The organism is Streptomyces sp. OfavH-34-F (assembly GCF_022347745.1).
Taxonomy (GTDB): Bacteria; Actinomycetota; Actinomycetes; order Streptomycetales; family Streptomycetaceae; genus Streptomyces.
This window is the reverse complement of record NZ_JAKRGC010000004.1, coordinates 15,435-29,002: the sequence shown is the minus strand read 5'-3', so window position 1 is coordinate 29,002 and position 13,568 is coordinate 15,435. Positions and strand designations below refer to the sequence as shown.

The following is a 13,568-nucleotide window of genomic DNA, read 5'->3' as shown; positions in this document are numbered from 1 at the left end:
ATGAAGATCATCCTCACCCACGAGGTCACCGGCCTCGGTGCTGCGGGCGACGTCGTCGACGTCAAGGACGGGTACGCCCGTAACTACCTGGTTCCGCGTGGCTTCGCCATCCGCTGGACCAAGGGTGGCGAGAAGGACGTGGCGCAGATCCGCCGCGCCCGCAAGATCCACGAGATCGCCACGATCGAGCAGGCCAACGAGGTCAAGGCGAAGCTGGAGGCCGTCAAGGTCCGTCTGGCCGTTCGCTCCGGCGACGCCGGCCGCCTCTTCGGCTCCGTCACCCCGGCCGACATCGCCTCGGCGATCAAGGCCGCCGGTGGTCCGGACGTCGACAAGCGTCGCGTCGAGCTCGGCTCGCCGATCAAGACGCTCGGCGGGCACCAGGTGTCCGTGCGTCTGCACCCCGAGGTCGCTGCGAAGCTCGGCATCGAGGTCGTCGCCGCCTGATCGGCCGCACCTCAGCAGAACAGTGAAGGGCCGCACCTCCGGGTGCGGCCCTTCGCCGTTTCACGTGAAACACGAGGGCGGAGTACGGCGCGGCCGGTTATCGGACCGAATCAGCGGGTCGCGCCGGTGACCAGCCACTTGCCCGAGCGGGTACGGAGCCAGAGCGTCGCCATCCGCACGATCATCATGAGTGCCATCGCACACCACAGGGCCCCGAGCCCGCCGCCCAGGGTGGGGACCAGGAGGGCTGCCGGAGCGAAGACGGCCAGGGTCAGCAACATCGCCCAGGCCAGGTAGGGCCCGTCCCCGGCACCCATCAGGACTCCGTCCAGAACGAAGACGACACCGGCGATCGGCTGAGTGGCGGCGACCACCAGGAGCGCGGGGAGGAGGGCGTCCTGGACCGCGGTGTCGCTGGTGAACAGCGGTACGAAGAGCGGACGGGCCAGGACGATCAGCACGCCCAGGACCACACCGGCCGCGACGCCCCACTCCACCATCCGGCGACAGGCCTCGCGGGCGCCCCCCACGTCGTTCGCACCGAGGTACCGGCCGATGATGGCCTGTCCGGCGATGGCGATGGCGTCGAGGGCGAAGGCCATCAGGCTCCACAGGGACAGGACGATCTGATGCGCGGCGATGTCGGTGTCCCCGAGCCGAGCGGCCACCGCCGTGGCGATGAGCAGGACGGCGCGGAGCGACAGGGTACGGACCAGCAGGGGCGCGCCCGCTTGTGCGCAGGCCCGGATACCGGCGGCATCGGGCCGTAGGGACGCGCCGTGCCTGCGGGCGCCGCGTACGACCACGACGAGGTAGGCGGCGGCCATCGCGAGCTGGGCTATGACCGTTCCCCAGGCCGATCCGGCGATTCCCAGACCGGCGCCGTAGACGAGAACGGCGTTGAGGGCCGCGTTGGCGGCGAACCCTCCGATGGCGACGTAGAGCGGAGTACGGGTGTCCTGGAGGCCCCGGAGGACGCCGGTCGCGGCCAGGACCACCAGCATCGCGGGGATGCCGAGGCTGGAGATACGGAGATACGTGATGGCGTGGGGTGCCGCCGTGGAGGAGGCGCCGAACGCGTCGACGAGCCAGGGGGCCAGGGGGAGCGTCAGCGCGATGACGGCGATCCCCAGCAGGACCGCCAGCCAGATGCCGTCCATGCCCTGGCGGATCGCGGCGGCCAGATCGCCGGCGCCCACCCGTCTGGCGACGGCCGCCGTGGTGGCGTAGGCGAGGAAGACGAAGATGCTCACCGCGGTCGTCAGCAGGGCGGCGGCGACGGCCAGTCCCGCGAGTTGGGGAGTGCCGAGGTGGCCGACGATCGCACTGTCGACCATGACGAACAGCGGCTCGGCCACAAGGGCGCCGAAGGCCGGGACGGCGAGCGCGATGATCTCGCGGTCGTGGCGGCGACGGGAAGAAGAGGCTCCCGGTGGCTGGATCATGGCAGCCAATCTAATCTTCCACAGGTAATAGATGCAATCAGTCAGGAGTCCTTACATCTACGCGGCTGTAGGTCACTCCCGTGCAGGAGGCGCCACGATCGCGGCCGGACGGCCCAACTTTTTCTCCCCCACAGCCCGTGGATGGAAAAGCTCCAGGTCAGGGCGGTCTTCATGGGAGGGCTATGAGTTTGTCCACAGTGCTGTCCCCCGGTCCGTGCACAGGTTCTGAGGAGTTCTCCACAGCATCAGGGCGCTCGTCCACAGGGCCTGTGGATAACCAGATTGGCTGACGGTGCCGAGCCGCCTACCGTAGTCCGGCGCCCCCACCCTGTTTCGGCTCTGCGACAGTGCAGAACTCGACACACCGGAACCGGAGTCGGGGCCGTTGTTTGTCGGTGCCGTGCCGTAAGAAAGAGGAGCACGGCTAGGTCCGCGGAGCGGACGGGAGGAGGTGGCCGGGTGAGCATTCCCGAACCCTTGGACGATCCCTGGGCGGACACCGGCCCCAGTGACCGGCTGCCCGTCTCCCGCCAGCGCAGGAGTGAGGACCGGGACCGGAGCGAGCGGCACGACCGCGGCCGGGAGAGCCATGACTGGGAAGGCGGCTCCGCGGGTTTCGAACGGGTGCCGCCGCAGGACCTCGACGCGGAGCAGTCCGTGCTCGGCGGCATGCTCCTCTCCAAGGACGCCATCGCCGAAGTCGTGGAGGTCCTCAAGCCCCACGACTTCTACCGCCCGGCTCACGAAACCGTCTACCAGGCGATCCTCGACCTCTACGCCAAGGGTGAGCCGGCCGACCCGATCACCGTGGCGGCCGAGCTGGTCAAGCGCGGCGAGATCACCAAGGTGGGCGGGGCGCCGTATCTGCACACGCTGGTCCAGTCGGTCCCCACGGCGGCCAACGCCTCGTACTACGCGGAGATCGTCCACGAGCGCGCCGTCCTGCGGCGACTCGTCGAGGCCGGTACGAAGATCACGCAAATGGGATACGCGGCGGACGGCGATGTGGACGACATCGTCAACTCCGCGCAGGCCGAGATCTACGCCGTCACCGAGCAGCGGACCAGCGAGGACTACCTCCCGCTCGGCGACATCATGGAGGGCGCCCTCGACGAGATCGAGGCGATCGGCTCCCGCAGCGGTGAGATGACGGGGGTGCCCACGGGCTTCACCGACCTCGACGCCCTGACCAACGGCCTGCATCCCGGCCAGATGGTGGTCATCGCGGCCCGTCCCGCCATGGGTAAGTCCACCCTGGCGCTGGACTTCGCCCGCGCCTGCTCGATCAAGAGCAACATGCCCAGCGTGATCTTCTCCCTGGAGATGGGGCGCAACGAGATCGCCATGCGCCTGCTGTCCGCCGAGGCGCGCGTGGCCCTGCACCACATGCGTTCCGGCACGATGACCGACGAGGACTGGACGCGGCTGGCCCGGCGGATGCCGGACGTCTCCGCGGCCCCGCTCTACATCGACGACTCCCCCAACCTCTCCATGATGGAGATCCGGGCGAAGTGCCGGCGGCTGAAGCAGCGCAACGACCTCAAGCTCGTGGTCATCGACTACCTGCAGCTGATGCAGTCCGGCGGCTCGAAGCGTGCCGAGAGCCGCCAGCAGGAGGTCTCCGACATGTCGCGAAACCTCAAGCTGCTGGCCAAGGAGCTGCAGCTCCCGGTCATCGCGCTCTCCCAGCTGAACCGTGGGCCCGAGCAGCGCACGGACAAGAAGCCGATGGTCTCCGACCTGCGCGAGTCCGGCTCCATCGAGCAGGACGCCGACATGGTGATCCTGCTGCACCGCGAGGACGCGTACGAGAAGGAGTCGCCGCGCGCCGGCGAAGCGGACCTGATCGTGGCGAAGCACCGAAACGGTCCCACGGCAACGATCACGGTCGCCTTCCAGGGCCACTACTCACGCTTCGTGGACATGGCCCAGACCTGATCCCGACGGATGCGGATACGGCGCGGGAAATGGAGTCGCCATCCGGGAGTGCGGGCGGTAGTTGTGGGTGATGACTTCTCCCGTTGAACCGTTGCTCCCCGGTACCCGCCGTGCGTTGCTGCATCGCATCGCCACGGCGCAGGCCGAAGGGCGTACTCCTTCTCTCGTCGCCGCCGTGCGGCGGCAGGGGCAGACCGTCTGGGACGGCTCGCGCAGCTGTGTCGAGGGCCACGCCCCCGACCCGGACACACAGTTCAGGATCGGCTCCCTCACCAAGACGTTCACCGCGGTGCTGGTGCTGCGGCTGCGCGACGAGGGGCTCCTCGATCTGTCCGATCCGCTGGAGAAGCATCTTCCGGGCACCGGCGCGGGCGAGGTGACCGTCCATCAACTGCTGGGTCACAGCGCGGGCCTCGGAGCCGAGACGACCGCGCCGTGGTGGGAGCGGACCCCCGGCAGCCTGCGCCCGACCCTCGCGGACGTGCTCGGTGAGCAGATCGCCCTGCACCCGCCCGGTCGGCGCCACCACTATTCCAATCCCGGGTACACGCTCCTCGGTTCGCTGATCGAAGCCGTGCGCGGAGCGTCCTGGGAGGAGGTGCTGCGCCAGGAGATCCTGGAGCCCCTCGGCATGCACCGCACCAGCTTCCTCCCCCAGGCTCCGCATGCCGGCGGCTGGGCGGTGCACCCCTGGGCCGACGCGATGCTTCCCGAGCCGGCGGAGGACCTGGGGCTGATGGCCCCGGCCGGGCAGCTCTGGTCCACCACCGCCGATCTGCTCCGCTTCGCGGGCTTCCTCGCCGAGGGGGACGACCGTGTGCTCTGCGCCGCGTCGGTCGAGGAGATGAAGCAGCCGTCGTCCGCTCCCGAGACCGGAAGCCTCGACCACTACGGCCTGGGGCTCCAGCTGCTCCGGAGGAAGGGGCGCACCCTCATCGGGCACACCGGCTCGCTCCCCGGCTTCCTGGCCGCCCTCTGGGTGAGCGCCGAGGACGATGTGGCCGCCGTGGTGCTCGTCAACGCGACGTCCGGGGTGGCGATCGGTGAGGTCGCCGCCGACCTCGTGGACATCGTCGCCGAGGCCGAACCCCGGATTCCGGAGCCGTGGCGCCCGCTGCCCGAGGTCGATGGGGAACTCCTCGCCCTGACCGGCGCCTGGTACTGGGCCACCCGGCCCCACATCCTGCGCCTGACCGCCGGGCGCGGGTTGGACCTGCGCCCGGCGAACGGCCAGGGCCGGGGCGCCCGCTTCGTCGCACGTCCCGATGGGACCTGGGTGGGCCTGGACGGCTACTACGCGGGGGAGACACTGCGGGTCGTGCGGAACACGGACGGCAGCGTGAGCCATCTCGACCTGGGGTCCTTCGTCTTCACACGGGAGCCCTACGAGCCGGCGGCCCCCGTACCCGGCGGCGTGGACCCGGAGGGCTGGCGCGGCCTGGGGGACTGAGGCGGCGGGAGGAGACGGGAGCGACGTCCGGCCGTTCCACGTGAAACGGCCGGACGCATGTCCTACGCCGTCAGCTCCCGCTCCAGAGGTGTCCGGAAGCGCGGAGTGATCCGTGCCTCTCCCACCCAGGACGCCAGTCGGGATGCCTCGGACTCGATCGCGGCCGTGGCCTCCCGACCGGGATCAGTCAGTAGCCGCCACGTCAGTTCGCCGTCACTTCGCTGCGCCCAGCCGCCCACGATGCGGCCATTCCACCAGACCGTGGGTCCGATGTTGCCCGAGCGGTCGAAGAGGGCCGCCCGGTGCTCGGCCGGCAGATGGAAGTCGCGGTCCGCCCAGCCCATCCCGCTCGGGTCGAGCGCGGGCAGCAGGGCCGCCCACGGGGCGGGGGCCGGCTCGGGCTCCGTATCACCGGGGGCGACCCACGCCGCAGCACCGTGCTCGAGCCGCACCTCCACGGCTCCGGCCGCCGCCAGCGCCGCCCGGACCTCGCGCGCTCCCCACCCGGTCCACCACTTGAGATCGCCTTCGGTGCCCGGTCCGTAGGCGCGGAGCCAGCGCAGGGCCACCTCCGCCTGGGCCGGAGCGGTTTCCTCGACCGGGCGGGGGAGGGCGGGGGCCCAGCGGAACTGGCTGGAGGTCCAGGAGCCGCGTGGCCGGTCCCGGCGGATCCTGCCCTCTGCGGCCAGCACCCGGATCACCCGTGTGGCGACGCCCTGGACCGTCTCCTGCTTCTTTCCGGGGAACACCGTGATCTTGGTGCGGAGGGCGGGTACCCCTGCGGCGAGTTCGCTGCCCGAGACCGGTCCGCTCTTGTCCAGGAAGGCGAGGGCGCTCCGTTCGGCCTCGTCGAGCCAGTGTTCGTCCAGGCCGTTGCCGTCCTCCCGGAGGTGCTTGAGCAGGGTGCGGCGCTCCTTGGCGGCCACGGCGCGCGCGTTGGCAGCCTCGATGTGGGGGGCCGCCCCCTCCGATACGACGAAGAGGGTGTTGCGCAGCGACAGCATCCGCACCAGCGAGACCTCCTCGTAGAGGCATCGCTCCACCGCGGCGACGCCGGGTTCGGCAAGGCGGGCGCAGGCGGACAGGAACACGGTGGCCGCATCGGTCGCGTGGAGCGCGACGAGGGCGTCGGCCACGGCCACGGGCGAGGAGGCCCGGGCCTCGGAGGCGAGCAGATGACGGCGGCCGATCCGGATGCGTCGTTGTTCGTCACTGATGCGTTGCACGGTGGCCCCCAGGCGGTACGGCGGAGTCAGAGAGCGAGCTTGAATCCCACATGGCTGGCGACGAAGCCGAGGCGCTCGTAGAAGCGATGCGCGTCGGTGCGGGTCGTGTCCGAGGTGAGTTGCACCAGCTGGCAGCCCTGGCGGCGCGACTCGTCCACGGCCCACTGGATCAGCCGGGTGCCGAGGCCGCTCCCCCGTTCGTCCGCGTGGACGCGGACGCCCTCGATCACCGAGCGGGTCGAACCGCGCCGGGACAGGCCGGGGATCACGGTGAGCTGGAGGGTGCCGACGACGCGCTCCTGGCGCACCGCCACCATCAGATGCTGATGCGGATCGTTGGTCAGCCGCCGGAGCGCCGTCCGGTACGGCGCGAGGTCGTCCGGAGACTCGCGCTGGGCGCCCAGCGGGTCGTCGGCGAGCAGCGCGACGATCGCGGCCAGATCGTCAGCGGTCGCACGGCGTATGTCCAGGTCGGTCATGAGCGGCAGCCTACGCAGTCGCGGCCCGCGGCTACACGGGGACGGTCTTCAGTTCTTCCACGGCCCTGACCAACGGGGCCAGTTCGGGGTTCTCGGCGGCTTCGTCGAGCGCGGCTCGCAGGGCGCTGTCATTGGTCGGCCGGGCCTCGGAGAGCAGGGCCAGTCCGTCTTCGGTGACATCGGTGTAGATGCCCCTGCGGTCGGTGTCGCACAGATAGCGGGTGAGCAGACCGCGGTCCTCCAGGCGGGTGACCAGCCGGGTGGTGGCGCTCTGGCTCAGCCCCACGGAGTCCGCGACCTGCTTCATCTGCAGATGCCCGCCAGGTCCGCTGTGCTGTCGGCTGAGCACGTCCAGCAGGGAGTACTCCCGCACGCTGAGGTCGTGGCCGCTCTGCAGCGCCCGTTCGATGCGGGACTCGATCCTGCCGTGGAGCAGCGAGAGCGCGATCCAGCTCTGGGAAAGGGCGGTCAGAGCCGGGTCCGTGGCAGTCATGGTCTCTCCTCCGTGGTGGAGCTGCTGATGACCAGGATACCCAGGCTGCGCAATAGTCGGCGTTTGCAATTAATCGGCGTCTGCAATTATTGTCTACGCCCGTAAGGTGCAGTAGCAACTTTTTGGGAAGGTGTACCCATGCCACTCGCGCTCCTCGCCCTGGCCATCGGGGCTTTCGGGATCGGTACGACCGAGTTCGTGATCATGGGATTGCTTCCCGAGGTGGCCGCCGACTTCCAGGTGTCCATTCCGGCCGCCGGCTTCCTCGTCACGGGATACGCGCTCGGCGTGGTGCTGGGAGCCCCGCTGATGACCGTGCTCGGCACGAGGGTCAGCCGTAAGCGGATGCTGATGATCCTCATGGGCCTGTTCGTCGTGGGTAATGTGGTGACCGCGAGCGCGCCCGTCTTCGAGGTGATGATCGTCGGCCGGGTGGTCGCCTCGCTCGCCCACGGCGCCTTCTTCGGCATCGGAGCGGTCGTGGCGGCCGATCTGGTGGCCCCGCAGAAGAAGGCGGGGGCCATCGCCTTGATGTTCACCGGCCTCACCGTCGCCAACGTCGTGGGCGTACCGGTGGGGACGTACATCGGTTTGCACTCCGGCTGGCGCGTCACCTTCTTCGTCGTCGCGGCGCTGGGCGTTCTCGGCCTGGTCGGCGTCGCCCGGCTCATCCCCGAGCAGCCCCGCACCGAACGGGTCAGGCTGGGACAGGAGCTCGCGGCCTTCCGCAACGCCCAGGTCCTTCTCGCGATGGCGATGACGGTCCTCGGTTTCGGCGGTGTCTTCGCGGCGATCACCTACATCACGCCGATGATGACGGAGATCGCCGGCTACCCGGCCTCCGCGGTCACCTGGCTGCTGATCCTCTTCGGGATCGGCATGCTCGGCGGCAATCTGCTCGGCGGCAGGCTCGCCGACCGGCACACCATGCCGCTGCTCCATGTGTCGCTGGCCGGCCTCGCCCTGGTGCTGGCCCTGTTCACCTGGACCGCCCACAACAAGATCACGGCAGCGATCACCCTCATCCTGATCGGGGCACTCGGCTTCGCCACCGTGCCCCCGCTGCAGAAGCGGGTGCTCGACCACGCGGCAGGCGCCCCGACTCTGGCCTCGGCGATGAACATCGGCGCCTTCAACCTGGGCAACGCGCTCTCGGCCTGGCTCGGCGGCCTGGTCATCGGGGCCGGCCTCGGCTACACCGCCCCCAACTGGGTCGGAGCGGCCCTGGCCGCGTCGGCCCTGGTGCTCGCCGCGATCTCCAGTGTCCTGGAGCGCCCTACGGTCACCCCGAGCCGCCTCGTCGCCGCACACACCCCGGAACCGGCGCAGACCCCGGCGGTGCGGAGCTGACCGAGGCGCCGGCCTCAGGACGGGAGCGGGCCGGGGTCAGCCCGTCGCCAGGCTGAAGGGCGCGAAGTACCGAGTCCAGTCCCCGTGCCGGTCCGCGCCGAGGACCATCACCGTGGTCTCAGAATGGGAGCGCAGCCCACAGGCGCCGAGCCAGTCGACCACGTCTTCGTGGCGGGCATCGATGTCCGCACGCAGCGGCCGGTCCGTCGCTTCCGCGAGCGAGACCAGCAGCAGCTTGGCTGTTGCCGTGTCCACAGCGACCAGGGGGCCGAGCGCGTGGTGCTCCGCGCTCGGGGAGAGCGCGGCGTACCCGATCAGTTCCCCGTCCCTCTCGGCGACCCGCATGTGGTCGGCGAACGTGGGGAGCCGGGTCAGCAGATGGGTTCGGTCGAGCCCGAAGACGACCGAGTCGAGTTCCACGAGGGCCCGCAGGTCATGGGCGGAGGCAGGGCGGACGGTGGTCCCGGAGTCACTGAGCGGGCCGGATGCCGCAGGCGCCTGGAAGAAGCCGGTCAGCCGGAGGGTGCGCCCCACCGAGAGGAAACCGAGTTCCTCGTAGAGAGGGCACCCCGCCGATGTGGCGTGGAGGCTGAGCGGGGTTTCTCCGGCCGCCTCGATCACCCTCTGCATCAGGTAGCGGCCGATACCGCGCCGGGTATGACGTCCGGCGACCAGCAGCATGCCGACGGCAGCCATCCCGGTGCCGTACGAGACCACCACACAGGTGGCCATCAGCCCCTTGCTGTCGGGGTCGTCGATCCCGTAGCCCGTTCCGGCGGCGAGCAGCAGCGCCCAGCGCTCCTCGTCACGCGGCCAGCCGCGGTCCTCGCTGAGATCGGCGCAGGCGGCCAAGTCGTCCCGAGTGAGGCGCCGGATGGGTAGATCGGACAGCGGGCGAGGCAGTGAGCTGGGCATACGGGCCAGGCTGTCCGACGTGATGATCGCCCGTCCACCGCTTTACCGGAACTGGCCGAGACGCGCAGCCGAAAATCGGGTCGCAGCGGCTGACGCACACGGTTTCACGTGAAACACGGTCTTCTGAGCGGGCGCCGAGCCCTGGGCGTCGCTCGGCGCGTCAGCCCAGGTCGGCGGCGTGCAAGGCGCGCACCCCTTCGATATTGCCGTCCAGATAGTGCCGCAACGACAGTGGCACCAGGTGCACGGCGGCGATGCCGACCCGGCTGAACGGCACCCGGACGACGTCGTACTCCCCGCAGGGGTCGTCGATCTCGGGGCCGTGGCGCAGCGACAGGTCCATGGAGTCGAGGCGGCAGACGAAGAAGTGCTGCACCTTGACGCCCTTCACCCCGCCTTCCTCGATGTGCTCCACGGTGTCGACGAAGCAGGGCACCACGTCAGTGATCTTCGCGCCCAGCTCCTCGTCCACCTCGCGGTGCAGGGCGTCGACCACGGTGGCGTCCCCGGGCTCGACCCCGCCGCCTGGGGTGAGCCAGTACGGGTCCACTCCGGGCTTGGTGCGCTTGATGAGGATGAGGTCGTCACCGTCGAGCAGGATGGCGCGTGCGGTTCGCTTGACCACAGGACGTTCGGTCATGGCAGAAGCGTGGCCCAAGAGACGCCTTCTGAAACACCGGGGCGCGGTCTCGCGCTCCTGTCGTCACCAGTCGGCGGCGGCTCGGAGGAGCCCTTCATGGGCCCGCGAGAGACGTGGGAGCGCGAGCGTGCCGGTCCGCGCGACCAGGAAGTAGGTGCGCAGCGGCGGAACCGGCGGGTCCAGCAGCGCCACCACCTCGCCGCGCTCCAGAGCTCCCGCGCACAGATAGCGCGGCAGAACGGCGAGCCCGGCGCCGGCGACCGCGCACTCCAGAACCGCACGCAGGTCCGGCGTGATGACGGTGCCGGTGGCCGCCGGCGGGCTGTCGAAGACGGCGGACCAGTACCGGGAGACCAGAGGGAGGCTCTCGTGCACCTCGACCACGGGCAGCTGCTCCAGCACGACCGGGCCGTTGCGCCGCAGCGTTCCCGGCCCCAGCCGGCGGGCCCAGCGGGGCGCGGCGACCAGGACGTGCTCCTCGTCCCAGAGCGGGGTGGTCGTGAGCAGTTCCCCGCGCGGCCGGGCCGTGACGATGGCCAGGTCGTGGTGCCCGGCGGCCAGACCCTCCAGGGTCTCGTCGGTGTCGGCGGAGAACGAGCCGCGCAGCGCGAGGCCCTGCGCGGTCAGCGGAGCGAGCGCGGGCAGAACCCGCAGCGAGAGGAATTCCGGGGGCCCCGCCAGATGCAGGGTCTGGACGCCCGCCTCCTCGTCGAGGCCCGCCTCGGTGATCTCCACGAGGGCGTCGAGGTGGGGAGCGGCCCGGTGGGCGAGTTCGTCGCCGATCGTGGTCGGCGTCACCCCACGGGCGCGGCGCAGAAAGAGCGGCCGGCCCAGCTGTCGTTCCAGCGTGCGTATCTGCGAGGTCACCGCCGGCTGGGAGAGGCCGAGGAGCGCGGCGGCGCGCGTGAAGGAACCGGCACGGTGCACGGTGACGAAGGTGCGCAGCAGGGCCAGATCCACGTTCCGTCCCTCCTCGTCCTCCCGTGATGACGCATCCGGTGCGCCCCGGTCAACGATAAATATGTCGATAGGTCGCTGCCGCTACTGTGATTGGACACTGACGCAGAGTCAACTAGCCTTGTCGAGGCGGTTCTTCCGAGGGCGAACGAGGAGAGCCGCAGGTGGTCCGAGCCACGAGGGGGGAGGCTCGGACCACCTGTACCGCGCAGCGGACAGCGGTGAGATCAGTTTCCGCCGGTGGCCGCGGCCAGCGCCTGGGCGACATCGGCCAGGAGGTCGTCGGTGTTCTCGGCGCCGACGGAGAAGCGGATGAACCCTTCCGGCACGGCGTCGCCGCCCCAGCGGCCCCGCCGCTCGGCGGTGGAGCGCACGCTGCCGAAACTGGTGGCGTCGTCGACCAGCTTCAAGGCGTCCAGGAAGCGTTCCGCGGTCCCCCGGTCGGCCAGGACGAACGACACCACGGAGCCGAAGCGCCGCATCTGCCGCGCAGCGTTCGGGTGCGAGGGGTCGGTGGGCAGGCCGGGATAGCGCAGCCCGGAAACCTCCTGGTGTCCTGCGAGTGCCTCGGCGAGCGCGAGGGCGTTGGCGCACTGGCGCTCGATCCGCAGTTCGAGGGTGGCCAGCGCCCGATGGGCCAGCCAGGCCTCCATGGGCCCGGGGATGGCGCCGACGATCTTGCGCCAGTGCCGTACCCCCGCCGCGAGTTCCGGATCGCGGCAGGTGACGTGGCCGAGCAGCAGGTCGCCGTGGCCCGTCATGCCCTTGGTGTCACTGGCCACCGAGAAGTCGGCGCCCAGTTCGAGCGGACGCTGGCCGAGCGGGGTGGCAAGGGTGTTGTCGACGGCGACGAGCGTGCCGCCGGCGTGTGCGGCCTCCACGAGCCGCCGTACGTCGCAGACGTCGAGCCCCGGATTCGAGGGCGTCTCGATCCACAGGAGCGTGGCGCCCTCCAGCACGGCCAGTTGCGCGTCGCCCCCGGTCGGCGCGGTCCGCACCTCGACTCCGTACGCCTCCAGCTGGGCCCGCAGCAGGGGGAGTGCCTGATAGCCGTCATCGGGGAGGACGACGATGTCGCCGCTGCGCGCCCGGGAGAGCAGCACGGCTGAGATCGCCGCCATCCCGGAGGCGAAGACCGTCGTCTCCACCCGCTCGCCCGGTGCTTCGAGCTCCCCGATGGCCCGTTCCAGATGCGTCCAGGTCGGGTTGGTCTCCCGGCCGTAGGTGTAGGGACCGGTGGGCTCGCCGGACAGGTGGTAATGCGCGGCGAAGACCGGCCCGGGGAGGGTGGGTTCGTACTGCTGAGGTTGTGGCAGGCCCGCGCGTACCGCACGGGTTCCGTCGCCCATGGTGCTCATGTGTCGTCCTCGCTTCTCTCCCCGGCCGGTCACCGGGCCCGACCGCACTGTTTCAGGTGGACGCGGGGTGCGTCGCGGCGGGCGGATCAGTCCTCGTCCGGCAGGACGACGTTGAGCGCCCAGGACACGATCGAGATGATGAGGCCGCCGAGAACGGCGGTCCAGAAGCCGTCGACGTGGAAGCTCAGGTCCAGTACGCCCGCCAGCCACGAGGTGAGCAGCAGCATCAGCGCGTTGACCACGAGGGTGATCAGGCCCAGCGTGAGGATGAACAGGGGCAGGGTGAGCAGCTTCACAATCGGCTTGACCACGGAGTTGACCAGGCCGAAGACCACCGCGACGAGGATCAGGGTCAGGGCCTTGCGGCCGGTGCTGCCACCGGTCAGCGTGATGTCGTGGAGCAGCCAGATGGCCACGGCCAGCGCACCCGCGTTGGCGATCGTCTTGACTACGAAATTCTTCATGTGTCTGATCGTGGCAGACATGATCGGTGGCGGACACCGACCGGGCACAGGCAAGGGGCGGGCAGGTCATGAAGGCGTTCAGGCTGGACGAACTGGAGGCGGAACGGGCCGCCAACGACGGGGCGTACCTGCAGTTCCTTCGTGAACGGAACATGTCGGTCGGCTTGTACGCCCTGGACGCGGGACAGCTCGACCCCCAGCAGCCGCACGGCCAGGACGAGGTGTACTTCGTGGTCAGCGGTCGCGCGTCGATCACCGTCGGCATGGAAACGACACAGGTGGGAAGAGGGAGTGTGGTGTACGTGCCCGCGGGTACGGCCCACAAGTTCCACCACATCACCGAGGACCTGCGCGTGATGGTGGTCTTCTCGCCCCCCGAGGGATGAGTCGGGGGCCGGCGCTTCTC

14 protein-coding genes are annotated in these 13,568 nt (G+C 70.2%); 5 read left to right on the top strand and 9 right to left on the bottom strand.

Annotated elements, in window-relative coordinates; genetic code table 11:
• Positions 1-447, top strand: a complete 447-nt coding sequence (gene rplI / locus MHW47_RS01755; RefSeq protein ID WP_239220790.1) for a 50S ribosomal protein L9 — start codon at positions 1-3, stop codon at positions 445-447.
• Between the two features lie 110 nt (positions 448-557).
• Here the strand turns inward: rplI and MHW47_RS01750 are convergent, their stop codons facing one another.
• A complete protein-coding gene (locus MHW47_RS01750; RefSeq protein WP_239220789.1) occupies positions 558-1,892 on the bottom strand; it encodes an MATE family efflux transporter in 1,335 nt (444 codons plus the stop codon).
• Between the two features lie 459 nt (positions 1,893-2,351).
• Between MHW47_RS01750 and dnaB the strand changes: the two genes are divergently transcribed.
• Both dnaB and MHW47_RS01740 read left to right on the top strand, forming a co-directional pair.
• Positions 2,352-3,830: a replicative DNA helicase gene (gene dnaB / locus MHW47_RS01745; RefSeq protein WP_239220788.1), complete on the top strand. Its 1,479-nt coding sequence runs from the start codon at positions 2,352-2,354 to the stop codon at positions 3,828-3,830.
• A 70-nt stretch (positions 3,831-3,900) separates the two neighbouring features.
• Entirely contained in the window at positions 3,901-5,280 is a 1,380-nt protein-coding gene (locus MHW47_RS01740; RefSeq protein ID WP_239220787.1) for a serine hydrolase, read from the top strand.
• 62 nt (positions 5,281-5,342) lie between these two features.
• On the opposite strand, the gene MHW47_RS01735 is transcribed toward MHW47_RS01740, so the two are convergent.
• The 3 genes from MHW47_RS01735 to MHW47_RS01725 are packed head-to-tail and all read right to left on the bottom strand — an operon-like array spanning position 5,343 to position 7,478.
• Positions 5,343-6,506: a winged helix DNA-binding domain-containing protein gene (locus MHW47_RS01735; RefSeq protein WP_239220786.1), complete on the bottom strand. Its 1,164-nt coding sequence runs from the start codon at positions 6,504-6,506 to the stop codon at positions 5,343-5,345.
• A 26-nt stretch (positions 6,507-6,532) separates the two neighbouring features.
• Positions 6,533-6,985, bottom strand: coding sequence for a GNAT family N-acetyltransferase (locus MHW47_RS01730; protein WP_239220785.1), 453 nt, complete (start codon positions 6,983-6,985; stop codon positions 6,533-6,535).
• 31 nt (positions 6,986-7,016) lie between these two features.
• On the bottom strand, positions 7,017-7,478 hold the full coding sequence (locus MHW47_RS01725) for a MarR family winged helix-turn-helix transcriptional regulator (protein WP_239220784.1): 462 nt from the start codon (positions 7,476-7,478) through the stop codon (positions 7,017-7,019).
• A 138-nt stretch (positions 7,479-7,616) separates the two neighbouring features.
• Between MHW47_RS01725 and MHW47_RS01720 the strand changes: the two genes are divergently transcribed.
• A complete protein-coding gene (locus MHW47_RS01720) occupies positions 7,617-8,828 on the top strand; it encodes an MFS transporter (RefSeq protein ID WP_239220783.1) in 1,212 nt (403 codons plus the stop codon).
• 36 nt (positions 8,829-8,864) lie between these two features.
• Here MHW47_RS01720 and MHW47_RS01715 read toward each other — a convergent pair whose 3' ends face one another.
• The 5 genes from MHW47_RS01715 to MHW47_RS01695 all read right to left on the bottom strand — a co-directional run bounded on the left by MHW47_RS01715 (position 8,865) and on the right by MHW47_RS01695 (position 13,162).
• Positions 8,865-9,743 (bottom strand): GNAT family N-acetyltransferase, encoded by an 879-nt coding sequence (locus MHW47_RS01715; RefSeq protein WP_239220782.1) that lies wholly within the window; start codon positions 9,741-9,743, stop codon positions 8,865-8,867.
• Positions 9,744-9,903: 160 nt separating this feature from the next.
• On the bottom strand, positions 9,904-10,383 hold the full coding sequence (locus tag MHW47_RS01710) for an NUDIX domain-containing protein (protein ID WP_239220781.1): 480 nt from the start codon (positions 10,381-10,383) through the stop codon (positions 9,904-9,906).
• 63 nt (positions 10,384-10,446) lie between these two features.
• Entirely contained in the window at positions 10,447-11,343 is an 897-nt protein-coding gene (locus tag MHW47_RS01705; protein WP_239220780.1) for a LysR family transcriptional regulator, read from the bottom strand.
• A 224-nt stretch (positions 11,344-11,567) separates the two neighbouring features.
• On the bottom strand, positions 11,568-12,698 hold the full coding sequence (locus MHW47_RS01700) for a cystathionine gamma-lyase (protein WP_239220779.1): 1,131 nt from the start codon (positions 12,696-12,698) through the stop codon (positions 11,568-11,570).
• Between the two features lie 86 nt (positions 12,699-12,784).
• Positions 12,785-13,162, bottom strand: coding sequence for a phage holin family protein (locus MHW47_RS01695; protein WP_239220778.1), 378 nt, complete (start codon positions 13,160-13,162; stop codon positions 12,785-12,787).
• A gap of 68 nt (positions 13,163-13,230) precedes the next feature.
• Between MHW47_RS01695 and MHW47_RS01690 the strand changes: the two genes are divergently transcribed.
• On the top strand, positions 13,231-13,548 hold the full coding sequence (locus MHW47_RS01690; protein WP_239220777.1) for a cupin domain-containing protein: 318 nt from the start codon (positions 13,231-13,233) through the stop codon (positions 13,546-13,548).
• Positions 13,549-13,568 lie beyond the last annotated feature (20 nt).

Bases quoted from the DNA above. Each gene is read 5' to 3' on its own strand.
- MHW47_RS01710 (WP_239220781.1), bottom strand. From the start codon at position 10,383: ATGACCGAACGTCCTGTGGTCAAGCGAACCGCACGCGCCATCCTGCTC.
- MHW47_RS01730 (WP_239220785.1), bottom strand. From the start codon at position 6,985: ATGACCGACCTGGACATACGCCGTGCGACCGCTGACGATCTGGCCGCG.
- rplI (WP_239220790.1), top strand. From the start codon at position 1: ATGAAGATCATCCTCACCCACGAGGTCACCGGCCTCGGTGCTGCGGGC.
- MHW47_RS01695 (WP_239220778.1), bottom strand. From the start codon at position 13,162: ATGAAGAATTTCGTAGTCAAGACGATCGCCAACGCGGGTGCGCTGGCC.
- MHW47_RS01690 (WP_239220777.1), top strand. From the start codon at position 13,231: ATGAAGGCGTTCAGGCTGGACGAACTGGAGGCGGAACGGGCCGCCAAC.
- MHW47_RS01750 (WP_239220789.1), bottom strand. From the start codon at position 1,892: ATGATCCAGCCACCGGGAGCCTCTTCTTCCCGTCGCCGCCACGACCGC.
- MHW47_RS01740 (WP_239220787.1), top strand. From the start codon at position 3,901: ATGACTTCTCCCGTTGAACCGTTGCTCCCCGGTACCCGCCGTGCGTTG.
- MHW47_RS01720 (WP_239220783.1), top strand. From the start codon at position 7,617: ATGCCACTCGCGCTCCTCGCCCTGGCCATCGGGGCTTTCGGGATCGGT.
- MHW47_RS01700 (WP_239220779.1), bottom strand. From the start codon at position 12,698: ATGAGCACCATGGGCGACGGAACCCGTGCGGTACGCGCGGGCCTGCCA.
- MHW47_RS01725 (WP_239220784.1), bottom strand. From the start codon at position 7,478: ATGACTGCCACGGACCCGGCTCTGACCGCCCTTTCCCAGAGCTGGATC.
- MHW47_RS01715 (WP_239220782.1), bottom strand. From the start codon at position 9,743: ATGCCCAGCTCACTGCCTCGCCCGCTGTCCGATCTACCCATCCGGCGC.